Source organism: Ralstonia insidiosa (genome assembly GCF_008801405.1).
Lineage (GTDB): Bacteria > Pseudomonadota > Gammaproteobacteria > Burkholderiales > Burkholderiaceae > Ralstonia > Ralstonia insidiosa.
The window spans coordinates 3,409,359-3,432,704 of sequence record NZ_VZPV01000001.1; the positions used below are offsets into that span (position 1 = coordinate 3,409,359).

General features: G+C 64.0%; 25 protein-coding genes. 15 read left to right on the forward strand and 10 right to left on the reverse strand.

Translation table 11 applies throughout. The features are described from left to right. The first annotated feature begins 111 nt into the window (after positions 1-111). Genes thiL through F7R11_RS16200 form a run of 3 tightly spaced genes read left to right on the forward strand, consistent with a single transcriptional unit; the run spans position 112 to position 2,228 of the window. On the forward strand, positions 112-1,119 hold the full coding sequence (gene thiL, locus F7R11_RS16190) for a thiamine-phosphate kinase (RefSeq protein ID WP_064805150.1): 1,008 nt from the start codon (positions 112-114) through the stop codon (positions 1,117-1,119). After that, positions 1,116-1,694: a phosphatidylglycerophosphatase A family protein gene (locus tag F7R11_RS16195; protein ID WP_064805153.1), complete on the forward strand. Its 579-nt coding sequence runs from the start codon at positions 1,116-1,118 to the stop codon at positions 1,692-1,694. The genes thiL and F7R11_RS16195 overlap by 4 nt, the downstream gene beginning before the upstream one ends. Before the next feature lie 33 nt (positions 1,695-1,727). Next, complete coding sequence (locus tag F7R11_RS16200) at positions 1,728-2,228, forward strand: CinA family protein (protein ID WP_064805155.1); 501 nt, start codon at positions 1,728-1,730, stop codon at positions 2,226-2,228. Between the two features lie 9 nt (positions 2,229-2,237). Here the strand turns inward: F7R11_RS16200 and F7R11_RS16205 are convergent, their stop codons facing one another. Further along, entirely contained in the window at positions 2,238-2,441 is a 204-nt protein-coding gene (locus F7R11_RS16205) for a metal transporter (protein ID WP_082932847.1), read from the reverse strand. Positions 2,442-2,493: 52 nt separating this feature from the next. Further along, positions 2,494-3,309, reverse strand: a complete 816-nt coding sequence (gene pyrF, locus F7R11_RS16210; RefSeq protein WP_021196030.1) for an orotidine-5'-phosphate decarboxylase — start codon at positions 3,307-3,309, stop codon at positions 2,494-2,496. A 212-nt stretch (positions 3,310-3,521) separates the two neighbouring features. Between pyrF and corA the strand changes: the two genes are divergently transcribed. Continuing rightward, positions 3,522-4,484 (forward strand): magnesium/cobalt transporter CorA, encoded by a 963-nt coding sequence (corA, locus tag F7R11_RS16215; protein WP_064805158.1) that lies wholly within the window; start codon positions 3,522-3,524, stop codon positions 4,482-4,484. Between the two features lie 13 nt (positions 4,485-4,497). Here the strand turns inward: corA and mtgA are convergent, their stop codons facing one another. From mtgA to mpl, 7 genes are all read right to left on the reverse strand, one after another. Then, the gene (gene mtgA / locus F7R11_RS16220; protein ID WP_064805159.1) at positions 4,498-5,202 is read right to left on the reverse strand and encodes a monofunctional biosynthetic peptidoglycan transglycosylase; all 705 of its coding nucleotides are present in this window, start codon (positions 5,200-5,202) and stop codon (positions 4,498-4,500) included. Between the two features lie 22 nt (positions 5,203-5,224). Continuing rightward, on the reverse strand, positions 5,225-6,142 hold the full coding sequence (gene aroE, locus F7R11_RS16225; protein ID WP_064805161.1) for a shikimate dehydrogenase: 918 nt from the start codon (positions 6,140-6,142) through the stop codon (positions 5,225-5,227). A gap of 11 nt (positions 6,143-6,153) precedes the next feature. Continuing rightward, the gene (locus tag F7R11_RS16230; protein ID WP_021196034.1) at positions 6,154-7,068 is read right to left on the reverse strand and encodes an energy transducer TonB family protein; all 915 of its coding nucleotides are present in this window, start codon (positions 7,066-7,068) and stop codon (positions 6,154-6,156) included. Positions 7,069-7,121: 53 nt separating this feature from the next. After that, on the reverse strand, positions 7,122-9,227 hold the full coding sequence (locus F7R11_RS16235; RefSeq protein WP_064805163.1) for a ribonuclease catalytic domain-containing protein: 2,106 nt from the start codon (positions 9,225-9,227) through the stop codon (positions 7,122-7,124). A 167-nt stretch (positions 9,228-9,394) separates the two neighbouring features. Beyond that, positions 9,395-9,973: a chorismate--pyruvate lyase family protein gene (locus F7R11_RS16240; RefSeq protein ID WP_064805164.1), complete on the reverse strand. Its 579-nt coding sequence runs from the start codon at positions 9,971-9,973 to the stop codon at positions 9,395-9,397. Further along, positions 9,970-10,602: a YqiA/YcfP family alpha/beta fold hydrolase gene (locus F7R11_RS16245; RefSeq protein WP_064805165.1), complete on the reverse strand. Its 633-nt coding sequence runs from the start codon at positions 10,600-10,602 to the stop codon at positions 9,970-9,972. The genes F7R11_RS16240 and F7R11_RS16245 overlap by 4 nt, the downstream gene beginning before the upstream one ends. A 7-nt stretch (positions 10,603-10,609) precedes the next feature. Next, the gene (mpl, locus tag F7R11_RS16250) at positions 10,610-12,007 is read right to left on the reverse strand and encodes a UDP-N-acetylmuramate:L-alanyl-gamma-D-glutamyl-meso-diaminopimelate ligase (RefSeq protein ID WP_064805168.1); all 1,398 of its coding nucleotides are present in this window, start codon (positions 12,005-12,007) and stop codon (positions 10,610-10,612) included. Between the two features lie 82 nt (positions 12,008-12,089). On the opposite strand from mpl, the gene F7R11_RS16255 reads away from it, so the two are divergent. The 10 genes from F7R11_RS16255 (at position 12,090) to F7R11_RS16300 (ending at position 20,780) form a co-directional block, all read left to right on the forward strand. After that, positions 12,090-12,767 (forward strand): UDP-N-acetylmuramate--alanine ligase, encoded by a 678-nt coding sequence (locus F7R11_RS16255; protein WP_197495016.1) that lies wholly within the window; start codon positions 12,090-12,092, stop codon positions 12,765-12,767. Positions 12,768-12,831: 64 nt separating this feature from the next. Next, a complete protein-coding gene (locus F7R11_RS16260) occupies positions 12,832-13,356 on the forward strand; it encodes a TlpA family protein disulfide reductase (RefSeq protein ID WP_064805170.1) in 525 nt (174 codons plus the stop codon). Positions 13,357-13,538: 182 nt separating this feature from the next. Then, positions 13,539-14,018, forward strand: coding sequence for a type II 3-dehydroquinate dehydratase (aroQ, locus tag F7R11_RS16265; protein ID WP_021196041.1), 480 nt, complete (start codon positions 13,539-13,541; stop codon positions 14,016-14,018). Positions 14,019-14,153: 135 nt separating this feature from the next. Beyond that, positions 14,154-14,624 (forward strand): acetyl-CoA carboxylase biotin carboxyl carrier protein, encoded by a 471-nt coding sequence (gene accB, locus F7R11_RS16270; RefSeq protein WP_021196042.1) that lies wholly within the window; start codon positions 14,154-14,156, stop codon positions 14,622-14,624. A gap of 138 nt (positions 14,625-14,762) precedes the next feature. Next, positions 14,763-16,130 (forward strand): acetyl-CoA carboxylase biotin carboxylase subunit, encoded by a 1,368-nt coding sequence (accC, locus tag F7R11_RS16275; protein ID WP_064805172.1) that lies wholly within the window; start codon positions 14,763-14,765, stop codon positions 16,128-16,130. Continuing rightward, entirely contained in the window at positions 16,127-17,023 is an 897-nt protein-coding gene (gene prmA / locus F7R11_RS16280) for a 50S ribosomal protein L11 methyltransferase (protein ID WP_064805174.1), read from the forward strand. The genes accC and prmA overlap by 4 nt, the downstream gene beginning before the upstream one ends. Positions 17,024-17,131: 108 nt before the next feature. Then, positions 17,132-18,619 (forward strand): DUF3426 domain-containing protein, encoded by a 1,488-nt coding sequence (locus F7R11_RS16285; protein WP_082932848.1) that lies wholly within the window; start codon positions 17,132-17,134, stop codon positions 18,617-18,619. Between the two features lie 153 nt (positions 18,620-18,772). Beyond that, the gene (gene tpx, locus F7R11_RS16290; RefSeq protein ID WP_021196046.1) at positions 18,773-19,273 is read left to right on the forward strand and encodes a thiol peroxidase; all 501 of its coding nucleotides are present in this window, start codon (positions 18,773-18,775) and stop codon (positions 19,271-19,273) included. 94 nt (positions 19,274-19,367) lie between these two features. After that, positions 19,368-20,303 carry a carbohydrate kinase family protein gene (locus F7R11_RS16295; RefSeq protein ID WP_064805178.1) on the forward strand — a complete coding sequence of 312 codons (936 nt, stop codon included), beginning with the start codon at positions 19,368-19,370 and terminating at the stop codon, positions 20,301-20,303. Positions 20,304-20,312: 9 nt separating this feature from the next. After that, on the forward strand, positions 20,313-20,780 hold the full coding sequence (locus tag F7R11_RS16300; RefSeq protein WP_031329719.1) for an outer membrane lipoprotein: 468 nt from the start codon (positions 20,313-20,315) through the stop codon (positions 20,778-20,780). 255 nt (positions 20,781-21,035) lie between these two features. Here F7R11_RS16300 and F7R11_RS16305 read toward each other — a convergent pair whose 3' ends face one another. Further along, positions 21,036-21,644, reverse strand: a complete 609-nt coding sequence (locus F7R11_RS16305; RefSeq protein WP_104577709.1) for a histone H1-like DNA-binding protein — start codon at positions 21,642-21,644, stop codon at positions 21,036-21,038. 698 nt (positions 21,645-22,342) lie between these two features. Here F7R11_RS16305 and F7R11_RS16320 point away from each other — a divergent pair. Further along, the gene (locus F7R11_RS16320; protein WP_151180534.1) at positions 22,343-23,038 is read left to right on the forward strand and encodes a hypothetical protein; all 696 of its coding nucleotides are present in this window, start codon (positions 22,343-22,345) and stop codon (positions 23,036-23,038) included. Positions 23,039-23,346 lie beyond the last annotated feature (308 nt).

The following is a 23,346-nucleotide window of genomic DNA, read 5'->3' on the forward strand; positions in this document are numbered from 1 at the left end:
GCGATCTCACAACGGGATTTTGGGTGGGAGTGCTGTGCGTAACCGCTACAATATTCCACCGCCCTACCACGGCACCATCGGGCTTGCCCTCTCTTTACCATTGCCGCTGCCGTGCCCAAGCCCGCCACTTCCGACAACTCCGCTGATCACGCTGCTGAACTGTCCGAATTCGGACTGATCCGCCGTTATTTCACGCGACCGGCCCGACAAGCAATTTTGGGGGTCGGCGATGACTGCGCCCTGCTTGGCGCCCGTCCCGGCCATGAATTAGCGATTTCCACCGACATGCTGGTCGCCGGTCGTCACTTCTTTGCCGATGCGGAGCCAAAAGCACTCGGACACAAAGCGCTGGCTGTCAACCTGTCCGATCTGGCCGCCATGGGCGCCGAGCCGCGTGCGTTCACGCTGGCCGTGGCGTTGCCGGAAGCCAATGCAGCCTGGCTCAAGCCGTTTTCCGAAGGCCTGCTGGCGCTGGCCGATGCCTTTCACTGCGAGCTGATCGGCGGCGACACCACGCGCGGGCCACTCACGCTCAGTTTGACCGTTTTCGGCGATGTACCTGCCGCTGCGGCGTTACGCCGCGATGCTGCCCGCGCTGGCGACGACCTATGGGTGTCCGGCACCGTTGGCGATGCACGACTCGCGCTGGGTGCGCTGCGTGCCGAATGGCCACTGACGCCCGAGGCACTCGCCCAGGTGCAGCCGCGCATGGACATGCCGACACCGCGCGTCGCGCTCGGGTTGGCGCTGCGCGGCGTTGCGCGTGCGGCGCTCGACGTGTCCGATGGTTTGCTTGGCGATCTGAGCCATATCCTGACGCAATCGCGTGTGGGCGCCACCATCGAGGTCGATCGCGTACCGCGCTCCGCCACGCTCGCCGCGCAACCGGCCGCACGCCAGTTGCAATGTACGCTGGCCGGCGGAGATGACTACGAACTCTGCTTTACCGCGCCCGCCGCGGCGCGCGACGCCGTGCTCGCAGCGGGTCAACGCGCGGGGGTTGCCGTTACACGCATCGGTCGCATCGATGCCGAATCCGGCCTACGACTTGTTGATGCACAGGGTGCGCCAGTCACCTTTACGCACGGCAGCTTCGATCATTTCTCATCCGCATCATGATGTCTTCTGCCCCCTTTCCGCCCTCCAACCCGCCGGGCCAACCTGAGACCGTGACGCTCGAAGCCGGGCAAACCGCTCAAGTCCGCCGCCCGACCGCACGCTTCATGCTCGGCCATCCGGCGCGCATCCTGGCGCTGGGCTTCGGCTCGGGCCTGTCACCCATCCTGCCGGGCACGATGGGGACGCTGTACGCGTGGCTGATCTACGTTGTCCTGGCGCGCTGGATTGCCGGACCGACCTGGTTGCTGATCGCCGCCGTCGGGTTCGTGATCGGCATCTGGGCATGTGCCCGCACGGCGCGTGACCTGGGCGTGGCTGACCACGGTGCGATGGTGTGGGATGAGATGATCGCTTTCTGGCTGGTGCTGGCGTTCGTGACGCCGACCACGCTGGGCGGGCAGTTCGCGGCGTTCCTGCTGTTCCGTTTCTTTGACATGGTCAAGCCGGCGCCCATCCGCTACTACGACCGCACGCTCAAAGGCTTTGGCGTGCGCGGCGGCTACGGCGTAATGGTCGACGACATCCTGGCCGCGTTCTATACGCTGCTCGTGTTTGCGCTGTGGCGCTCGTTCTGACGTTTGAAGTCTTGAAGCCCCGAAGGTATTGCAATGGCTGAATCCCGCGCCCTGGCCCAACTGGCCGAACTGGTCGGCGACACGCTGCACAAGCGCAGCCTGATGATGGCGACCGCCGAATCCTGCACGGGTGGGCTGGTGTCCGCCGCCATGACCGATGTGTCGGGTTCGTCCGCGTGGTTCGAGCGCGGCTTCGTCACGTACTCCAACGAGGCGAAATCGCAGATGCTGGGAGTGCCGGCCGCGCTGATCCGCGAACGCGGCGCGGTGAGCGAGCCGGTGGCGCACGCGATGGCGGAAGGTGCGGTGCTCAACAGCCGCGCGCAGGTGGCCGTAGCGATTACCGGTGTGGCCGGCCCGACCGGCGGCACGCCCGACAAGCCCGTTGGCATGGTGTGCTTTGGCTGGAGCAACCGCTTGGAGACGCGTGTGGAAACACGCCACTTCAAGGGCGACCGCAAGCAGGTACGCCTGCAGGCCGCCGAGCACGCGCTGCGGGGCCTGCTCGACTTCCTGGACTCTGCGGAGTCCTAATCCCTGGACCTACACCCGGGCTTCGCTCGGATGATCCGGCCGGTGGCGCTCTTCGTGCTCGTGCTCCGGCTGGTGCTCGTGGTCATGTTCACGACGGCGGTCACGATCGTGTTCGCGCTCGTCGTCACGTTCCTTCTCAAACTTGCGGTCCGGGTCCTTGCCCTCTTCTTCACGGCGCAGACCGGTGACGGGGTGCTGGGAATGCGTGGTCATGGTGTCCTCACCTAAACCGGGCAACCGGACCGCCACCGTGTCGTGAGGCAGGTCAGTTGCGGTACTGGTTGATCTGGTCGCGCGTTGCCTCTGCAACCTTGCGCGCGGCATCGGCGAAATCGCTGTCGCTGCTGGCGTACAAAATGGCGCGCGACGAGTTGATCATCATGCCGGTGCCATCTGCAGTGCGGCCGGCGCGCACGGTCGCTTCAATGTCACCGCCCTGGGCGCCAATGCCCGGAATCAGCAGCGGCATGTCGCCGACGATCTCGCGCACCTTGGCAATCTCCTGCGGGAAGGTCGCGCCCACCACCAGGCCCATCTGGCCGCTGGTGTTCCAGACATTGCGCGCGCGCTCAGCCACGACTTGGTAGACCGGACGGCTGCCGGTTTCCAGGAACTGCACGTCGCTGCCGCCCGCATTGGAGGTGCGGCACAGCACGATCACGCCCTTGTCGGCATGCGCGAGATACGGCTGCATCGAGTCGAAGCCCATGTAGGGGCTGACGGTGATGGCGTCGGCCTGGTAGCGCTCGAAGGCTTCCTTGGCGTAGTGCTCGGCAGTGGAGCCGATATCACCGCGCTTGGCGTCGAGGATGACCGGGATTCCCGGATACGCCTCGTGGATGTAGTTGATAAGTTGCTCGAGCTGGTCTTCGGCGCGCTGCGAGGCGAAATAGGCGATCTGCGGCTTGAATGCGCAAACCAGATCCGCCGTGGCATCGACAATGGCGCGACAGAACGAGAAGATCGCCCCGCCCGTGCCGGTGAGCGACGCCGGCAGGCGCGCCGGATCGGGGTCGAGCCCGACGCACAGCAGGGAGTTGTTGCGCTGCCAGGCGGCAGCCAGTTGTTCGGTAAATCGCATGATGTCGGGAATGTGAGGGCGCGGCCGGACTGCCGCATGACTTCACCGCATTTTACCCGTCGGGCGATCCGGCGGCCCGATCTTCCGGACGTGGCATTGATCCGACGCGTGCGCGCCAAGCCACTGTTTGTGGCTGAACCTGCTGCATCTTTACGCTACACTCGGCGCGATTTTTCGCCCTGCCCGCTCAATACCCGCTTCAAGGAACACCCATGATCAACCTGTTCGTCGTGCAAAAAGGCCGTCTCGCGCAAGAACAGGTCGAAGAACGCAGCGAATTGCTGCAGCACAAGCCGATCTGGATCGACGTAATCGACCCGGACGACGAAGAGCTTGCCTGGATCAAGGAAGCCTATGGCGTGGTCCTGCCTGAACTGGAGCAATTAGGGGACCTGGAAGCGTCGGCGCGTTACTTTGAGGGCGAAGACGGCCACATCCACATCCGCACCGACTTCCTGCTCGACGAAGAAACCACCTCGCGCAACGTACGGGTGGCCTTCGTGCTGACCAAGGATGTGCTCTTCTCCATCCACGACGAAGATCTGCCCGCCTTCCGCCTCGTGCGCATGCGTGCGCGGCTGCGCCCAGGCTCGGTACGCAATGCGAAGGACGTGCTGATGGACCTGTACGCCACCGACGCGGAATACTCGGCGGACTCCATCGAAGAAGTGTACGAACGGCTAGAAGACGCGAGCAAACGGGTGCTGGCTGGCGAAGTGACTGACAAGGCCGCCGCCGATGTGCTGGAGATCATCGCCCACGTGGAAGACCTGAATGGCCGCATCCGCCGCAACGTCATGGATACGCGCCGCGCGTTGTCGTTCCTGCTCCGCAGCCAGATGCTCTCGACCGATCAGCAGGACGAAGCGCGCCAGGTGCTGCGCGATATCGACTCGATCGAGAACCACACAGCGTTCCTGTCGGACAAGGTCAACTTTCTGATGGACGTCACTCTCGGCTTCATCAACATCAACCAGAACAAGATCATCAAGCTGTTCTCGGTGGTATCGGTGGCACTGATGCCGCCCACGCTGATCGCCTCGATCTACGGCATGAACTTCAAGGTGATGCCGGAGTTGGATTGGGCCGAAGGGTATCCGTACGCGATCGTGATGATGATCGTGTCGGCGGCGATTCCGCTGGTGTACTTCCGTCGCAAAGGCTGGCTCAGGTAGGCCGGCCACTCACTCAATCCGGCAGCGTTGCCGAGCCCATCCGGTTGGCGATGATGGTGGCCTTGCGCGTGAAGTTTACGTGCACGTTGGCGCAGTAGCTCTTCTTGTCGAAGCACTTGGGTGCGGGCAGCGCCGCCGCCAGACGCGCCGCCTGGCCCACCGTCAGTTGTGAAGCTGGGCGCTTGAAGTAGTGCTGCGCAGCGGCTTCTGCGCCGAACACGCCTTCGCCCCACTCCACCGAGTTCAGATAGATCTCCAGGATGCGCTCCTTGTCGAGCCAGAACTCGAGCATCCAGGTGATGGCCAGTTCTTCGCCCTTGCGCAGGTAGTGGCGCTCACCGGAGAGGAACAGGTTCTTGGCAAGCTGCTGCGTGATGGTCGAACCGCCGGCGACCACGTGACCGCGCCGCTTGTTCTTCTCCCACGCGTCGAGCATGGCGTCGACTTCCCAGCCGCTGTGCGAGACGAAGTCGGCATCTTCGCTGGCGATGACCGCGCGCTTGAGGTTGCGCGAGATCTGGTCGTAGTCGACCCAGCGGTGGTCGACCTTGCAGGTGAAGACATTGGCACCGCACAGGCGCATGCGCTCGGCGCGCATGAAGGCGGTGGAAGACGGATCGAACGTCTGCCAGCTCGCAATGGCGGCAAAGAAGTACAGATTGAGTGCGACCACGCCTGCGACGAAGCAACCGATTACGTAGCCGAGCCAGCGCATCATTGTGCGTATCCTGAGCGGGCGCTCAACGACGCGCGCGGGCAGCCACGACGGCCTCGCCCTGCAGCGCTTCACGCATGCCGAGCAACACAGGCGCGGTGTCCGGGCGCACGCCGCGCCAGACAAAGAACGATTCCGCCGCCTGCTCGACCAGCATGCCCAGGCCGTCCCAGGTGCGGGCGTGGTAACGCTTGGCAAACTGCATGAACAGCGTCGGCTGTGCGGCGTACATCATGTCGTAGGCCAGCGCGTTCGGGCCGAACACGGTACCCGGAATCGGCGGCACCCCGCCCTGCAGGCTGCTGGCCGTGGCGTTGATGATGACGTCGAACACGTCATCGACAGCAAGCTCGTCATAGCCACCACCCACCAGTTCCGCATCGTGCAGCTTGGCCGAAATTTCGAAGCGATCGACCAGCATGTTGGCGCGATCGGCCGTGCGATTGGCGATGAACACGCGCGACGGCTTGTGTTCCAGCAGCGGCAGCAGCACGCCGCGCGCCGCACCGCCGGCACCCAGCAGCAGCACGCGCTCTCCCGAGAGGTCGTTGCCGATGTTGTGTGTGATATCGCGCATCAGGCCGACACCGTCGGTGTTGTCGCCGAAGACTTCGTCGCCGTCGAACTTGAGCGTGTTGACTGCCCCCGCCGATTCGGCGCGCAGCGACAACGACGTGCACATCGAATACGCATCGAGCTTGAATGGCACCGTCACGTTGAGCCCCTTGCCGCCTTCTCGCACGAAGGTCAGCACGGTTTCTTCAAACGCGATCAGCTCAGCGTAGATGCGGTCGTAACGGACGAGCTCGCCGGTCTGCTGCGCAAATGCGGCGTGGATGGTGGGCGACTTGCTGTGCGAAATCGGATTGCCGATCACGCCATAGCGGTCTGTGGGCGGCGCATTGACGGCTGCGAGGATGGCCTCTTGAAACGACGACGGCATAAGCAACGACCTCAGCGGGTCTGCAAGTGAGTTTCCAGGCCCGCGCGGGTGAACTTGAAGGTGGCGACCACATCCTGGATGTCGACGCGCTTGCGCATCTCCGCCGGGAAGCCGCCAAACGGTGCGGACGACCGCACGATGGCCACCGCCTGGCGATCCAGTGCCGGGTTGCCCGAGCTCTTGGCGATCTCGATGCCTTCGATCTTGTAGCCGTCCTGGTTGTAGCCGAGCTGGCCCTCGCGGTTGATGCTGATCACGAGGATCAGCTCACCATACAGCGGGCGACCGTTCTGGCTCGGGAAGTTGGCCGTGCCGCGCACTTCGATCTTGCGGCGCACGGCATCGTAGTAGCGGGCGTAATCCACCTGGCGCGCGCTGGCGGCGGTCAGCACGTTGCGGCGCGGGCGCTTGGCGTAGTTCTCGAGGTTGCGATCGATCTCGGCCTGCAGGCGCGCGATTTCGTCCTGCGTGGTGCGGTCATCCGTGCCGTTGGTGGGCGACGGCACCGGGCGCTCACCCGGTTTGACCTGGCGATCGTTCACCATCGGCGCGCGGTCTTTCGACTGCGTCAGCAGGCGGCGCTGTTCCTGCTCCAGGAATTCGACACGGCGTTGCGTGAGCTTGATGGCATCGCCGGTCTGCTCGTTGGTATCGGCAGGCAGCGGCGTGGTGGCGCGCTGCTGATCAAACTCGCCGCCGCCGTTCAGATTGACCTGCGCCACCGCCGTTGCCTTGGCCGGCGCGGTAGACGACTTGGCGTTGACCAGCACCACGTCCAGCCCCGGATCATCGCGCTTGATGTCGAAGGCCTCGGGCGCCACCACGCGCACGAACAGCAGCAGAACGTGCACGGCAAGCGACACCACCAATGCCTTGGTGAGCGTGCTGCTGCCGGACCAGTCTGGACGGTTTGCGAGGGCGGCCATGAGGGGTGGTTCCTAGGGTAACGCGCGAGAGGAAAATCAGACTGCGATTGTAGTTAGGCAGCGGCAGGCGTTCCACCGCTCTCACCGTCCTGCGGCGGCGACGCCACAGCAGGATCAGCTTCCGCACGGGCCTCTTCCTCATCAGCGGCCGGTTGTGGTTCAGCCGGCGCATCCACCTCGGCAGCCGCGGCTTCCGCTTCGGCCAGTTCTTCTTCGATGGCCGCGGCTTCGGCCTCCGCACCAGCAGCCGGGGCCAGGACTTCCACTACGCGGCACGACACTTCCAGGCTGATCTCGTCGGTGTCGAGAATGTCGAGCACGACGTGCGTGCCACGCGCCGTCTGTGCCAGCTCCGGCACCTTGGTCACCAGCGGAATCTCGGCAAAGCGCACCGCGCCTTCCTTGAGCACCACGGCTTGCATGCGCGTGCGGTTTTCCTGCTTGAGCCAGCGCAGGCACCAATAGCGCTCCATGGTCGACTGATGGTCGGCATAGGCGGCGTAGGTGCCTTCAAAGTCGGCCACGGCGGCCAGCAGGTCGGCGTCTTTCGGCTTGAACGGCGCGATCAGCTTGGCCGTCACGCCATGCTGTGCCACCGCCGCGATCTGCCATTGGTTGACCAGGTCGACATAGCGGCGCAGCGGCGACGTGCTCCACGCGTACTGCGCCACGCCCAGGCCTTCGTGCGGCGCGGGATATGTCTGCATGCGCGTGCGATGCATGCCCCACGCCTTCTGCGTGCGGTAGATGCCGGGCACGCCGGCGTCGGCCAGCATGCGGCCCCAGGTGCTGTTGGCCAGGATCATCATCTCGGCGACGATCTTGTCCAGCGGCGAGCCGCGCTTGCGCTGTTCAATGCGCACGCGCTCGCCACCGCCTTCGGCCTCGGGAATCGGGTCGATATAGAACGAGTAGTCGCCCTTCTGCGCGCCCTCGGGCTTGAGGCCACTGGCGATACGCGCCTGCTGACGGCCGTCGTACAGCGCGCAGGCAAACGGCCAGAGCACGGCCAGCTCGGCCTTGAACGGATAGTCCCCCGAGCCATCGGCCAGCGCCTCGGCGGTGATCACATCGTCGAGCAGGTTGTGGCGGAGGTTGGCCGCCACCGTCACGGATTCGCAGCGGGTCTCGCTGGCGGTGACCGTCCATGTGGCGCGGTCGACCGTTGCATACAGCGACAGCGCTGGACACGCACGTCCTTCCTGCAGCGTGTAACGATCGACCACCGATTCCGGCAGCATCGTGATCTTGTCGCCCGGGAAGTACACGGTCGACAGACGCTGGCGCGCAATCGCGTCCAGCGCATCGCCGCGCTGGATACCAAAACCCGGCGCCGCGATGTGGATGCCGATGCGCACGGTGGCATCGTCAATCGGGGTGACGGAGATGGCGTCGTCGATTTCCGTGGTGGTCACGTCGTCGATCGAGAAGGCGCGCACATCAGCGTTCGGCAGGTCAAGCGCGGGCTCCGGCACGGTCACGTCCGGGAAACCCGTGCCCTTCGGGAAGCACTCCGACAGGAAGCGCGCTTCGTGCAGCGCGCGTGCGTTGGCGATACCGCCCACAGCAACCATGAGCCGCATCGGCGAAAGTCCCAGCGCCGTGCAGGCTGCATCAAGCGCCTTGAACTCGAGACTGTTCTTATCAGGCTTGAACAGCAGTTGCAGCGTCTTGCCACGGAACGATTCGGGCAGACGCATCGCCTTCAGTTCGGCTTCGTACTCGGCCTGCAGGGCGGCCTGCTGCTTCTTGCGCTCCACGGCGGCAAGCGCCGCCTTGAGCTGGTCTTCGGGCGCGCGCTGGTAGCGGCCACGGCCCTTGCGGCGGAAGTAGATAGGCGAGCCATGCAGCGCAATCGCCAGCGCGGCCTGTTGCGTGGCATCTGCGCCCGCGCCGAAGTACTCGCCGGCCAGGTCGGTAAAGCCGAACTCGTCAGCTGGCGCGCATTCCCAGAGGAAATCCAGATCGATGTCCGTCGACAGTGCGTGCGCGGCCTTCGACAGTTCACCGGCCGATGGCTGGGCAAACTGCAGCAACACATCGCGCGACTTGACCTTGGTGCGCTTGGCGCTCGGCAACTCGACCTGATAGGCCTCGCCTTGTTGGGACAAAACGGTGCCTGCGCGGATCTCGCCGCCTTCTTCAAACAGCAACTGCATGGATATGTCTGGATTGCCGCACTCGCATAAGCGAACGCCGCTTTGAATGAGATGGACTGACCGTGCACCCGGATGTCAGAAACCCGGTGCGCGGCGACAAAAAGTTGGGGGCGATGATACCGCACTGGGACGGCGTCCGAACCGCCGAAAATACGCCAACTTCGCGCCTACCTTGGCGGCTTGAACCCGGCCAGTGCCGGCAAGAACACCTCCGTCACCAGCATCGCGCTCGCCCCGCGCCGGAACACGGAACGCCGCGCCGGCAAACGCTCAACGCCAGTGATGGGTGCATCACTCAACGCATGGTGTGCGCGGCGTACCAGCGGGTGATGCGTGTCGAGCAACGCGAACTCAAAATCGCCCCGGGCGACACGCGGGTCCGCAAACAGCGAATGCCCGAGCGGCTGCGTGCCCAGTGCCTTCAGGAATGGCCAATCCAGCGCCACGCTGCGCGGGTGCACGATGGTGTGCGCGTACACAACGGGGATGTCGTCGCAGATCAGCAAAACCTCGCGCGCCAGCGTCTCGGCGGGGCCCGCCATGCCAAGGCAGCGCCATTCGTCACGTAACGGCATCGCCCGTTTCTGGCCAAGGAGTTGCACCCGAAACGTGGACGATGCCGCATGCAGGCGCGCCGTCAGTGAATTTGCGCCCACGGCCCAGAGCGCCCAATGGCGGTCATACACCACGGCCGGCGGCAACGCGCTGCGCCAGAGGCTGCGCGGGTACGACGGAGACTCGGTCATGCGGACGCGTTGCCGTCAAACGGATGCGCAGCCAACAAGTCGGCAGGAACGCCGCAGAAGACGAGCACTTCGTCCATGTACTGCGCGAAATCGCTGATGCCGTGATCGCTGCCGTCGATCACGCGAGTGGCGGCGCCCCGGAAGTGGGCGAGCATCTCACGGTAGTCGAGCACCTCGTCGCCTGTCGATGCCAGAAGGTAGTAGCGGTCTGGCTGCGTAATGGCGGGCACGGCCAGCGCACGCAGCTCATCCAGATGATGCGGCTCGACGCGGATCGTGCCGCCGCCGTGCCAGAGCGGCTGTTCACCCACGTACTTGGCCAGATCCCGCTCCGGACGTGTGGCCGGATTCAGCATCGCGGCACGCAAGCCGTGGCGCTCAGCCAGCCAGGTGGCGTAATAGCCGCCCAGCGACGAGCCGATCAGCACCGGCTTTGCGCCATCACGCGTACTCAAGTCAGCGATCAATGCCTCAACTTCAGCCATCGCCTCGCGCGGCGATACGGGCAGCATCGGGCAGACATACTGATCCGCCAGTCCGACCGAGGCCATCCGCTTGCCCAGCAGTTGCGCCTTGAATGAGCGTGGCGACGAGCGGAATCCGTGCAGATAGACGATGGAAGCCGGCATATCTAGATCATTTGGCGGCACCGACACGCTCAGCCAGCGCGTCCAACAGCTTCTGGTGCACGCCGCCGAAGCCGCCGTTGCTCATCACCAATACCTGGTCACCCGGGCGGGCAGCAGCGGTCACGGCCTTAACCAGCGCGGTCAGGTCGGAGAACGCCGTCGCACGCTCGCCCAGCGGCGCCAGCGCGCCGGCCAGATCCCAACCGATGGCATCTTTGCCGCTGGCGGCACCGTAAGCGAACACCTGGTCGGCGCCGGTCAGGCTATCGGGAAGCGCCTGCTTCATCACACCCAGCTTCATGGTGTTCGAGCGCGGCTCCAGCACCGCTAGGATGCGCGCGCTGCCGACGCGGCGACGCAGACCATCGATGGTCGTGCGGATAGCGGTCGGGTGATGGGCGAAGTCGTCGTAGACGGTCACGCCGTCAACGGTGCCGCGCACTTCCATACGACGTTTCACATTTTCGAAACGGGCCAGGCTTTCAATGGCTTGCGCGGGCGGCACACCCACGTGGCGCGCAGCGGCAATGGCGGCCAGCGCGTTCATGCGATTGTGGTCGCCCTGCAGGGCCCAGTGCACTCGGCCCTGCGTCTGGCCGTTGAAGCGCACGTCGAAGCTGTCGTCCGCATTTTCGTCATCGCCCAGATTGGCGATTTTCCAGCCATCACCCTCTTCTGCGCCGAAATACTCGACTTCTGACCAGCATCCACGCGCAAGCACGCGCTTCATGCTGTCTTCGCGGCCGTTGACGAGCAAACGCCCTTGGCCAGGCACAGTGCGAACGAGATGATGGAATTGCGTTTCGATCGCGGCGAGATCCGGGAAGATGTCAGCGTGATCGAACTCCAGATTGTTCAGAATGGCCGTGCGGGGGCGATAGTGAACAAACTTGCTGCGCTTGTCGAAGAAGGCCGTGTCGTACTCATCGGCCTCGATGACGAAGAAGTCGGATTCCGTCAGCCGCGCCGACAACCCGAAGTTGCGCGGCACACCGCCCACCAGGAAACCCGGGTTGTAGCCGGCATCCTGCAGAATCCAGGCGAGCATCGAGGTGGTGGTCGTCTTGCCGTGCGTGCCGGCCACGGCGAGCACCCACTTCTGGCGCAGCACGTTGTCGCCCAGCCATTGCGGGCCGGAAACGTACGGCAGGTTGCGATCCAGGATGGCTTCCATCAGCGGGTTGCCGCGCGAAATCACGTTGCCGATAACGTACAGATCCGCGCCGATCGACAGTTGTTCGGGGTCAAAACCCTCGATCAGCTCGATGCCCTGGGCTTCGAGCTGGGTGCTCATCGGCGGGTAGACGTTGGCGTCGCAGCCGGTAACACGGTGACCGGCCTGGCGGGCGATCAGGGCAATGCCGCCCATGAAGGTGCCGCAGATTCCAAGGATGTGGATATGCATGGGAGCCATCTCAACTACGTTGCGCGGCATTGTACCGGGCATGCCCACGGGCAGACGCGCGCGCTTCAGTAAAATAGAAATCATGTCATCCAAACGCCCCCTCCTCGATCCGACCCGCGTTCGGGAAGAAATTGCCGCCGTCGCCGCCCGCATGATTGCGGAGGACGGTGCCGACTACGCCACGGCCAAGCGCAAGGCCGCCCGCCAAGTGCTCGGCTCAGAATCGCGCGCCGCTGGCGAATGGCTGCCCGACAACGAACAGGTCGAAACCGAAGTCCGCGAATACCAGGCGCTGTTCCAGTCCGATTCCCAGCCGCGCGTGCTGGCGCTGCTGCGCCGCATCGCGCTGGTGCTGATGGAGGGGCTGCAGGTGCACAACCCGTACCTGGCCGGCGCGGTCTTCAACGGCACCGCCAGCGAGCACTCCGACATCCACCTGCAGGTCTTCTGCGATAGCCCGAAGGACGTGGCGATCTTCCTGCTCAACGCCGGCGTGGATTTCGATACAACAGAGAGCGCTCACTTCGCAGGCCGCGACGAGGTGGAAACGCTCAGCTTCCTGTGGCGCGGCCAATGGCCGGCCAGCCGTGAGGCCCGCGAACTGGCCCAGGAACTGCGCGCCGAAACCGGTACGCCAGTCGGCGTGCACATCGCCCTGTATGACATGAACGATGTGCGCGGCGCCCGACGCACAGACGCCAGCGGCAAAGCTGCGCGCGGAGATGCCGCAGCCGTGCGCGCCCTCCTCTCGAAGGGGTAGTCCACCAAGAGGAGTACAATCCGGCACGCTTCGCCTCTGTTTATATAGAGAGACCGCCCGAACCATGTCCCGCCGTACCGCCCTGATTGCCTTGTTGATTGCCGGCGCGATCGCCGCAGCCCTGGGCATCTACACCGGACACAAGGCCACCGAACCCAAGGCGCCGGCCAACGATGTCGTCGTCGCCTTCTACAGCAGCAAGCTGCCGGACGCCAACGGCACGCCGATCGACCTGTCGGCACTCCGCGGGCAGCAGGTGGTGATCAACTTCTGGGCGCCGTGGTGCGGCCCCTGTGTGGAAGAGATGCCGGAGTTGTCCGCACTCGCCCAGGAGCAGAAGGCCAAGGTGAAGTTTGTCGGCATCGGTATCGATACGGCGACCAATATCCAGACCTTCCTGGGTAAAGTGCCCGTCACTTATCCGATTGCGGTGGCCGGTTTTGGTGGCACGGAGTTGGGCCGGCAGTTTGGCAATGAGATGGGCGGCCTGCCGTTTACTGTGATTCTTAACGCACAAGGCGAGATCACATTCCGAAAGATGGGCCGCGTGCACGCGGACGAACTGCGTCAGGCACTGCAGCGTACGTAAATATGCAAAATCGTCATATGACGGTCATGTGCGCGCAACTACCCTTCTTTCTACATAAAATTGACTGCGCCGTTGGCAAGATCGGTGAAAACACCAGTTTCTCGAACCCTTTTCAGCAAAAACTAGACAAAGCATTCTAAGTTGCTGTAAATTGCGCCCAACTTCGCTCAACCAGTCAAATCGTGGCTGACAAACCGATCGTCAAAGCGCTTCGCAACGTGCTCGTGCTGCACGGTCCGAACCTCAATTTATTGGGGACGCGCGAACCGGAAGTCTATGGCGCAACCACGCTGGCCGACATCAACGCTGCCCTGACCGAACGTGCCAAGGCGCGCGGCGTGACGCTGGCGCACTTCCAGTCGAATCACGAAGGTGCACTGGTCGACCGCATCCACGCGGCCAAGAGCGAAGGCGTCGAATTCATCATCATCAACCCGGCGGCCTACACGCATACCAGCGTGGCCCTGCGCGATGCGCTGGCCGGGGTGGTGATTCCGTACATTGAAGTCCACCTGTCCAACGTGCACCGCCGCGAGCCGTTCCGCCACCATTCGTATCTGGCGGACCAAGCAGTGGGCGTGATCTGTGGGCTGGGCTGGCGCGGCTACGTCGCCGCGCTCGACTACTGCATCGACCAATACAGCGATCAACACGGCGGCTGATCAGCCGTCTTCTTCCCCTTCATCTCAATCACTTAACCAACGCAACGACGCCAGCGCCTGGAGCACGTACGCTGAAGAGCCATTCGCGTGCGCCCCTTCTTTGCCCCAGATCGCCGACGCTGCAGGAGAACGCTCATGGATTTGCGCAAGCTGAAAACGCTGATCGACCTGGTGGCCGAATCGGGCATTTCGGAACTCGAAGTGACCGAAGGCGAAGGTAAGGTCCGCATCGTCAAATCGGCACCGCAGCAAGTGATGGCCCCGATGCAATATGCACCGATGCCGATGCAGGCCGCGCCCGCTGTGGGCGTGCCTGCCGCCGCCGCTCCGGCTGCGGTCAGCGCTGAAGCCGCTGCTCCGGCCCTGCCGGCCGGCCATATCGTGACGTCGCCGATGGTCGGCACGTTCTACCGCTCGCCGTCGCCGGGCGCCGCCGAGTTCGTCAAGGTGGGCGACACCGTCAAGGAAGGCCAGACCATCTGCATCATCGAAGCCATGAAGCTGCTGAACGAGATCGAAGCGGACAAGGCTGGCGTCATCAAGGAAATCCTGATCGACAACGGCCAGGCTGTGGAATACGGCCAACCGCTGTTCGTGATCGGCTGATCTTCCGGCATCCGACCCTCATCGTGCGGCGCCCAGCGCGTCGCATCCGAGCGCGAGTTGACGCAACCGAGTGCACAGGTCCGTTGAAAACGGCCCCAACACAGCGCCCTCGCCTCCCCTTTTTGTAGCGAGAACACGATGTTCGACAAGATCCTGATTGCGAACCGCGGCGAGATCGCGCTTCGCATCCAGCGCGCCTGCCGCGAACTCGGCATCAAGACCGTGGTGGTCTATTCCGAGGCGGACAAGGAAGCCAAATACGTCAAGCTGGCCGACGAAGCCGTGTGTATCGGCCCGGCACCGTCGCCGCTGTCGTACCTGAACATGCCGGCCATCATCTCGGCCGCCGAGGTAACTGACGCCCAGGCCATCCACCCTGGCTACGGCTTCCTGTCGGAAAACGCCGACTTTGCCGAGCGCGTGGAGCAATCCGGCTTCACCTTCATCGGCCCGACGCCCGAATCGATTCGCCTGATGGGCGACAAGGTCTCGGCCAAGCAGGCCATGATCAAGTCCGGCGTGCCGTGCGTGCCGGGCTCGGAAGGTGCCCTGCCCGAAGACCCGAAGGAAATCCTGGCAACGGCCAAGAAGGTCGGCTATCCGGTGATCATCAAGGCCGCTGGCGGCGGCGGCGGCCGCGGCATGCGCGTGGTGCACACCGAGGCTGCGCTGATCAACGCCGTCAACATGACGCGCGAAGAAGCCGGCCGTGCCTTCGGCAACCCGGAAGTCTACATGGAGAAGTTCCTGGAGCATCCGCGCCACGTGGAGATCCAGGTCCTGGCCGACCAGCACCGCAACGCCGTCTGGCTGGGCGAGCGCGATTGCTCGATGCAGCGCCGCCACCAGAAGGTGATCGAGGAAGCGCCGGCACCGCACATCCCGCGCCGCCTGATCGAACGCATTGGCGATCGCTGCGCCGACGCCTGCAAGAAGATCGGCTACCGTGGCGCCGGCACGTTCGAGTTCCTGTACGAAAACGGCGAGTTCTACTTCATCGAAATGAACACGCGCGTGCAGGTTGAGCACCCGGTCACGGAAATGATCACCGGCGTCGATATCGTGCAAGAGCAGATCCGCGTGGCGGCCGGCGAAAAGCTGCGCTTCCGCCAGAAGGACATCACGCTCAAGGGCCACGCCATCGAGTGCCGCATCAACGCGGAAGACCCGTTCAAGTTCACGCCGTCGCCGGGCCGCATCACGTCGTGGCACGTGCCGGGTGGCCCGGGCGTCCGCGTGGATTCGCACGCGTACAACGGCTACTTCGTGCCGCCTAACTACGACTCGATGATCGGCAAGGTCATCACGTACGGCGCCACGCGCGAGCAGGCCATCGCCCGCATGCGCATCGCCCTGTCGGAAATGGTGGTGGAAGGCATCTCGACCAACGTACCGCTGCACCGCGACCTGATGCTCGACGCCAACTTCGTCGAAGGCGGCACCGACATCCACTACCTGGAGCACCGTCTGGCGCAACAGGAAGTGGCCAAGGGTGGCGGCAAGTGACGTACCGCGAATGCGTACTTGAGGTGTCTCGCGACGACGCGGAAGCGTTGTCCGAGGCGCTGTTCGACCTGGGCGCCCTGTCGGTCTCGGTGGAAGACGCCGATGCCGACACGCCGGAAGAACAACCGCTCTTCGGCGAGCCCGGCCACGAGCCGACCCGCTTGGCGTGGAACCGCTCGCGCGTGGTCGCGCTGCTGGCGGATGACGCCGATCCTGCACTGCTGGTGGCAGCCGCAGCCAACGAGATCAAGCTCTCGCCCGTGCCTGCGTACACCGTGCGCGAAGTCGAAGAGCAGGACTGGGTGCGCGTCACGCAATCGCAGTTCGAGCCGATCCACATCGGCGAGCACATCTGGGTCGTGCCCTCGTGGCACGACGCACCGGAGCCCGACGCCGTGGTGTTGGAGCTGGACCCCGGCCTCGCCTTTGGCACCGGCAGCCACCCGACCACGCGCCTGTGCATGGAATGGCTGGAGCAGCACGTGCAGCCGGGCGAGCGCACGCTCGATTACGGCTGCGGCTCGGGCATCCTGGCCATCGTAGCCAAGAAGCTCGGTGCCGGTGAAACCGTCGGCGTCGACATCGACCCAAACGCCGTGGACGCCTCGCGCTACAACGCCGAGCGCAACCATGTCGACGCCACGTTCGCCCTGCCCGACGATGCGCCGGAAGGCACGTTCGACCTCGTCGTCGCCAACATTCTGTCGAATCCGCTCAAGCTGATGGCGGCGATGCTGTGCGCACGCGTGCGCCCAGGTGGCCGACTGATCTTGTCGGGCGTGCTGGAGCGCCAGGCAGAGGAAGTTGCCGCGGCGTATGCGTCCGCCATTCCGCTTACGGTGTGGCGTGCACGTGACGGCTGGGTCTGCCTGCACGGTGTGAAACCCGCGTAATTTCACGGCGTTGTTCGCAACATTGGGCGCCGGCGTCACCTGCAAAGGTCGACGCTGGCGTCACTGTCTGCAATACTCGCGCGGTCGGCTTTCTTCTCCTTGTTCTGCATGGCATCCGCGCCACAAGCTGCGCCACGTTTGGCCGCCCGCTGTCCCAATTGCCAAACCGCATTCCGCGTCGTCGCCGATCAGCTTCGGCTGCGGGGCGGACTCGTCCGTTGCGGGCGCTGCAATCACGTCTTTGACGGGCGCGCACACCTGATCGAGCTGGGCGCTACGCCCACGCCGCCGACAGCAACACCGGTCACCCCAGCACCGCAGCAAGCAGATCCGCGTGTACCGGCCGTCGGAACCACGCCCGCACCCGTACCCGCAGAACCCTCCACTCCGCCGACTGAAGCACCCGCCGAAGCTTCTCCGGCAACGCCCACGGCCGAAGACGACCACGGCTTCGGCATGACGCTGATCTGGGAGGAAGACGTTGCCGAAGACGGCGTCGCCGAAGTGCATCTGGGCGAAGTCGAAGGTGCGACGCCCATTCCGGACGCGCATCCCACCGCGCCCGATACGCGCCCGCTCGCGGATGAAGCACGGACCGAAACCGAAGCCGAAGTTGAAGCCGCAGACGAACCCGCACCAGCAGCCATTGAACCTGCCGCCGACGTACCCACCGCTGCGCCCGCGGCACCGGCGGATCCGTTCCACGGCCTACCGCCGATCCGGGAGTTCGAGGACGACGAAGATGCGTTCGCGGCCGCCCTGCCCAAACAACCATCGGCAGATTTACCGCTCGCGCCAGCCGTCACCGCCATCCCCGCGCCTGCGGTAGCGAAGCCGGAAGCGCTCGCACCCGCCGCCGCAGAGAAACAGGACAAGCACGATTCGGTCTGGATGCGTCACGAGACCGATCCGCATACGATATTTGCGCCGGTGCCGCGCCGGAACCATCACGCACGCCGCGCGCATGATGAACACGACGGCCCGACGCCGCAGCGTACGCTAACCGGCGCACCACGCCCGCGCAAGGCACGCGGGCCGAACCACGGTGTCTCGGCCGCCACACTCGACTTCTTGCGCGCCGCGCAGGCACGCGAGCAGGTGCGCAAGTCGACGGGGCGCCGTGCGATGGCGCGCATTGCGATCGGCTTTCTGATCGTATTGGCCGTGGCACAGGCGCTCTTTCTGGGCCGTTCGGAAATCGCACGCCGCGCACCGTCCACACGCCCGCTATGGGAAGCGCTGTGCCAACCGCTGCATTGCAAGATCACCCCGCCGCGCGACCTCGACGCGCTGCAGATCGAATCGTCGCAGTTGCAGCGCCAGGAAGGTGATGCATCCGACCAGTACGTGCTGACCGCCACGCTTCGCAACCGTGCCGGCAACCCGGTCGCCTTGCCAGCCATCGAGCTGGTGACGACCGATCTACAGGACCAACTGCTCTCACGCCGCGCGCTGTTGCCCAACGACTACCTGAACCCGACCGACAGTGCATACGGCACGTCAGGTCTGCCCGCCCGCGCCGAGCTGCCGATTCGGGTACGATTCCAGTCCCAGCGCCCGACGGCCAACTACCGGGTCCTGATTTTTTACCCCTGATTTTTCACCCCTGGCCTAGAGCCGCTAACAAAACCCACCTGGCTAGGCGTGCCGACGCAGACAGTACTGAATACGGCAAGGAGGCGCAACAACGCCAGGTGGGTTTTGTTAGCGGCTCTTACCCCAACACGCATCAAAGGAAGGAGTAACACCATGGCAAACGTGACCCTTGGCGGCAACCCGATCGAAGTCAGCGGCCAGTTCCCGGCGGCTGGCGCGAAGGCTCCGGCATTCACGCTGGTTGGCAAGGACCTGAAGGACGTGTCGCTGGCTGACTTTGCCGGCAAGCGCAAGGTCCTGAACATCGTGCCGAGCCTGGACACCCCGGTGTGCGCCACCTCCACGCGCAAGTTCAACGAAGCCGCTGCCAAGCTGGACAACACGGTGGTGTTCTCGATCTCGGCTGACCTGCCGTTCGCAGCCGGCCGCTTCTGCGCGACTGAAGGCATCGAGAACGTCGTGCCGCTGTCGACCTTCCGTGACAAGGGCTTCAAGCAAGCCTACGGCGTCGACATCACGAGCGGCCCGCTGGCCGGCGTGACCGCCCGCGCCGTGGTGGTGCTGGATGGCAACGACAACGTGCTGTATTCCCAGCTCGTGCCGGAAATCAAGGAAGAGCCGAACTACGACGCAGCCCTGGCCGCGCTGAAGTAAGCTCACGGTATTGCTGAGAGGCCGGCCTCCGGTCTCTCATTCATCACACGGCCGTCCACTGGGACGGCCGCGTTCACATTTGGAGCCCTCCAATATGGCCAGCGTGATCTGCGGCTCGATTGCCTACGACACCATCATGACGTTCGACGGACATTTCCGCGAACACATCCTGCCGGACAAGATTCACATCCTGAACGTCTCCTTTCTGGTGCCGACCATGCGCCGCGAGTTCGGTGGCTGCGCAGGCAACATCGCCTATACGCTCAAGCTGCTCGGCGGCGAGCCCATCATCATGGGCACGGTCGGCCAGGATGCAGGCCCGTACCTGGACTACCTGAAGAAGCTCTGCATCTCGACCACGCACGTCAAGGAGATTCCGGACACGTTCACGGCGCAGGCCATGATCACGACCGACCGCGACAACAACCAGATCACCGCGTTCCACCCGGGCGCGATGAGCCAGTCGAGTGTGAACTCGGTCAAGGATGCGCTGCCGGCCAAGCTGGGCCTGGTCGGCCCCGACAGCCGCGACGGCATGCTGCACCACGCCACGCAATTTGCCGAAGCCGGCGTGCCGTTCATCTTCGACCTGGGTCAAGCAATGCCGCTGTTTGACGGCGCCGACCTGCGCCGCTTCGTTGAACTCGCCAGCTACGTGGTGGTCAATGACTACGAAGCGCAGGTCATGCTGTCACGCACGGGCTACAGTGCGACGGAGCTTGCGCAACGCGTCGAGGCTTTCATCGTCACACGCGGGGAAGAAGGGGCGGAAATTCACGCCGGCGGCAAGCAGTACACTATTCCGGTCGTGCCGGCCGAACGTGTGGTCGATCCGACCGGGTGTGGCGACGCCTTCCGCGGCGGCCTGCTCTACGGCATCGAGAACGGCATGGATTGGGAAACCACCGGCCGGCTCGCCAGCCTGATGGGCGCCCTCAAGATCGCTTGCCAAGGCCCGCAGAATCACGGCCTGCCCGTCGACGAGATTGCCCGACGCTTCGAATCTGCTTTCGGGTACCGGTATCAATAAGGAATGAACATGAAACCCATCTATCGCATCGGCGCTGCGACCATGCTGGTCGCCGCCCTTGGCCTGCAAGGCTGCGCCATGGGCACCAACTCCAACAGCGCCTATACCTCGGGGCAGGCGCAGCGCGAGCAGACCGTGCGCTTCGGCACGGTGGATTCGGTCCGCAATGTCGTGATCGATCGCGAGCAGACCGGCGTGGGCACGATTGCTGGCGGCGCGATCGGCGGCATTGGTTCTGCAGCTGCCATTGGCCGCGGCAACGGTTCGGTGGCAGCAGGTGTGCTGGGTGCGATTCTGGGTGGCGTTGCAGGCAGCGCGATCGAAGGTCAGATGAACAAGCGCCCCGGCCTGGAAATCACCGTCAAGCTGGACAACGGCGAGTACCGCGCCATCACGCAAGACGCTGACGAGGCCTTCCGCCCCGGCGAGCGTGTCCGCCTGTTGTCGTCGGGCGGCGTGACTCGCGTGACGCACTGATCGATCGCCGGCCGATTGGGCTGGCGGCCAACGCATCAGCAAAACCGCATCGGCATCACGCCGGTGCGGTTTTTTTTTGCGCCTTAAGAAAACACGCAGGTCATCGCACGGACAAGAAAAAGCCCGCCGGGGCGTGAGCCGATCGGCGGGCGGTGCAAGACACCAGGTCTTGCGGACCAGATACGCAGTATCCGATCAGGTGGGCGCGACCAGCGCGCCGCTGTGGTCCCGGAGGATCACCGTCGCAAGAATGACTTACGGACGGTTGCCAGTCGGGAACGGCCATGCAGCAGCCGGGTTCAGCGCGGTCTTGGCAGCGGGTGCAGCAGCAGGTGCAACGGCCGGAGCAGCAGCGGGCTTGGCAACAGCCTTCTTCGCCGGAGCCTTCTTCGCAGCAGGCTTGGCAGCAGCCTTCTTCGTAGCCGGTGCCTTCTTGGCAGCAGGAGCCTTCTTCGCAGCAGGCTTAGCAGCAGCCTTTTTGGCAGCCGGTGCCTTCTTGGCAGCAACCTTCTTCACTGCAGCCTTCTTAGCGGCCGGTGCCTTCTTGGCAGCAACCTTCTTCACTGCAGCCTTCTTAGCGGCCGGTGCCTTCTTGGCAGCAACCTTCTTCACTGCGGCCTTCTTGGCTGCCGGTGCCTTCTTGGCAGCAACCTTCTTCACTGCGGCCTTCTTGGCTGCCGGTGCCTTCTTGGCAACGACCTTCTTAGCTGCAACCTTCTTGGCAGCAACCTTCTTTGCCGGTGCCTTCTTGGCGGCCGGAGCAGCCTTCTTTGCAGCGACCTTCTTAGCGGCCGGAGCCTTCTTCACAGCGGCCTTCTTGGCCGGGGCCTTGGCGGCCGGTTTCTTCTTAGCAGCAGTTGCCATGGGAAACTCCTTCGAGATTGGGTATCGAACTATCGAGATTGAGCAACCCGACCGGCCCGATCCCACGATGCATTGGCATCGCCAGACCAACCGAGCGAGCGATTCATCGGCGCGCCACCAAACCGCAGTCGCACGCTAATGAATTCGGTAGGAAGACCCGCAACCCGCGCGGTGGACGCACGCAGCAAGTTGCACACCTCGGCAGGGCACATGCACGCAGCCGCAGTTGGCCGGACGAACTGCATCCGGCGAGTCTTCATCAGTTGAGAGGACCGGGGCATCGTTGCCACACCGGTCGAAATTTGATCTAGCGCGAGTCGCTGTGTAGAGCGCAAAGCCGCTTGCAGCGTGACTTTGCGGACAGCGGAAATCTGGAGAGCGCGCGTTTTCTTTTGGGGGTAGTACGCCCATCCCGACGAAGGGATCGCAGAGACGGCACCGAGTTCAAACAGCCCTGTCGGCGTGGCGTGCATCAAAGTGGTTACGCTCCTCGACTACCTTTCACTTGCCGCTTGCTTGGAAGTTCATCGTCGTTGATCGCGCGAACCGCCCTTGCATCGAAGTCAACGTCTTGTCAAGGCGAATCATAATTCGTTTGCGCGGTGATGTTAAGAGATTTATGCAAAAAGCGCGGCGAGTTTTGGTGAAGGATTGCGCCGCGTCTGTGCGTCGTCGCGATTTGGATCGCGAACGCATGCATGTCGACCTCTCGAATGCGCATTTTCTTGCGTCGTGACATCACGTCAACGCGTTGCTTCGCGCAGACACTCGCCTCCCGCGAACCCAATGTTCATGCCGGTTTACAGCAACGCGCAATGTTGTGTGCATGTCGCTCGCAAAGCTGCGCGCGCACGACGCGTGAACTCTGCGATGTCGTGCATGTCAGCTGCGCGAGCAACGCGATGCGTGTGGAAAAAAACGATGCGCGGATACGACAACGCGCGCGAATTTTTCGCGTGATCGCACGCAACCGACGCGCAGCACGCATGCGCATCGACACGTTGAACGTGTTCATCGACATCGACGACGCGCTTCTCACACGCTCCTCGCTCGCGTGCTACGCGCGATGTGTGAGCGCGATGCAATCGCGATGGACCGACACGGCCGACACGACGCTTGCACGTGCCGCAATTCGCGCGCCGTGCATCGGGCGCGTGACCGTCGAAGGCGTGATACGCGTCGAGGTGAATCGCGTCGGCACATTCGCATCGATGTCGACGCGCGATGACGCACCAACGTCATCGCGCATGTCAATGAACGCGCAAACGAGCATATGCACATGCGTCGTGTGCCCAAACGCGCGATCACGGCGACGAGCAAGCGCGCTGACATGTCGCCCATCACGAAGAAGCCCCGCTCAGCAGCTGCTGAAAACCGCGCGCCATCGCGTTTGAAACGAGGCGGTTTTGCGACGATAGAAGGATTGTTCTACGGCAATCCGGGCGCCAACTTTGCTGCAGCGTCGATACTCCGAGACCAGCTTCAGCCGGCGTTTTACACGGATCAACCCAGTTGGGATGCTGCACTCGCATATCGGCGCGTCAGGTTGGCGCTGATTGTCATGCCATTCAGTTTCACTTCACGATCCGATCACCACGTCAGCACGGCATCGATCGCGCGGCGTGGTGCGGACCGGCGCGTGGTCCGCGATGAGACAGGGAGATCGTTGCCAACCGCACGTGTCAGACACGCGGTTGGTGAC

What these genes read in the sequence shown, in the direction of transcription:
- F7R11_RS16195 (WP_064805153.1), top strand. Translation starts at nt 1,116, where the DNA reads ATGATGTCTTCTGCCCCCTTTCCGCCCTCCAACCCGCCGGGCCAACCT.
- F7R11_RS16200 (WP_064805155.1), top strand. Translation starts at nt 1,728, where the DNA reads ATGGCTGAATCCCGCGCCCTGGCCCAACTGGCCGAACTGGTCGGCGAC.
- F7R11_RS16205 (WP_082932847.1), bottom strand. Translation starts at nt 2,441, where the DNA reads ATGACCACGCATTCCCAGCACCCCGTCACCGGTCTGCGCCGTGAAGAA.
- pyrF (WP_021196030.1), bottom strand. Translation starts at nt 3,309, where the DNA reads ATGCGATTTACCGAACAACTGGCTGCCGCCTGGCAGCGCAACAACTCC.
- corA (WP_064805158.1), top strand. Translation starts at nt 3,522, where the DNA reads ATGATCAACCTGTTCGTCGTGCAAAAAGGCCGTCTCGCGCAAGAACAG.
- mtgA (WP_064805159.1), bottom strand. Translation starts at nt 5,202, where the DNA reads ATGATGCGCTGGCTCGGCTACGTAATCGGTTGCTTCGTCGCAGGCGTG.
- aroE (WP_064805161.1), bottom strand. Translation starts at nt 6,142, where the DNA reads ATGCCGTCGTCGTTTCAAGAGGCCATCCTCGCAGCCGTCAATGCGCCG.
- F7R11_RS16230 (WP_021196034.1), bottom strand. Translation starts at nt 7,068, where the DNA reads ATGGCCGCCCTCGCAAACCGTCCAGACTGGTCCGGCAGCAGCACGCTC.
- F7R11_RS16235 (WP_064805163.1), bottom strand. Translation starts at nt 9,227, where the DNA reads ATGCAGTTGCTGTTTGAAGAAGGCGGCGAGATCCGCGCAGGCACCGTT.
- F7R11_RS16240 (WP_064805164.1), bottom strand. Translation starts at nt 9,973, where the DNA reads ATGACCGAGTCTCCGTCGTACCCGCGCAGCCTCTGGCGCAGCGCGTTG.
- F7R11_RS16245 (WP_064805165.1), bottom strand. Translation starts at nt 10,602, where the DNA reads ATGCCGGCTTCCATCGTCTATCTGCACGGATTCCGCTCGTCGCCACGC.
- mpl (WP_064805168.1), bottom strand. Translation starts at nt 12,007, where the DNA reads ATGCATATCCACATCCTTGGAATCTGCGGCACCTTCATGGGCGGCATT.
- F7R11_RS16255 (WP_197495016.1), top strand. Translation starts at nt 12,090, where the DNA reads ATGTCATCCAAACGCCCCCTCCTCGATCCGACCCGCGTTCGGGAAGAA.
- F7R11_RS16260 (WP_064805170.1), top strand. Translation starts at nt 12,832, where the DNA reads ATGTCCCGCCGTACCGCCCTGATTGCCTTGTTGATTGCCGGCGCGATC.
- accB (WP_021196042.1), top strand. Translation starts at nt 14,154, where the DNA reads ATGGATTTGCGCAAGCTGAAAACGCTGATCGACCTGGTGGCCGAATCG.
- accC (WP_064805172.1), top strand. Translation starts at nt 14,763, where the DNA reads ATGTTCGACAAGATCCTGATTGCGAACCGCGGCGAGATCGCGCTTCGC.
- F7R11_RS16285 (WP_082932848.1), top strand. Translation starts at nt 17,132, where the DNA reads ATGGCATCCGCGCCACAAGCTGCGCCACGTTTGGCCGCCCGCTGTCCC.
- tpx (WP_021196046.1), top strand. Translation starts at nt 18,773, where the DNA reads ATGGCAAACGTGACCCTTGGCGGCAACCCGATCGAAGTCAGCGGCCAG.
- F7R11_RS16295 (WP_064805178.1), top strand. Translation starts at nt 19,368, where the DNA reads ATGGCCAGCGTGATCTGCGGCTCGATTGCCTACGACACCATCATGACG.
- F7R11_RS16300 (WP_031329719.1), top strand. Translation starts at nt 20,313, where the DNA reads ATGAAACCCATCTATCGCATCGGCGCTGCGACCATGCTGGTCGCCGCC.
- F7R11_RS16305 (WP_104577709.1), bottom strand. Translation starts at nt 21,644, where the DNA reads ATGGCAACTGCTGCTAAGAAGAAACCGGCCGCCAAGGCCCCGGCCAAG.
- F7R11_RS16320 (WP_151180534.1), top strand. Translation starts at nt 22,343, where the DNA reads ATGTCGACCTCTCGAATGCGCATTTTCTTGCGTCGTGACATCACGTCA.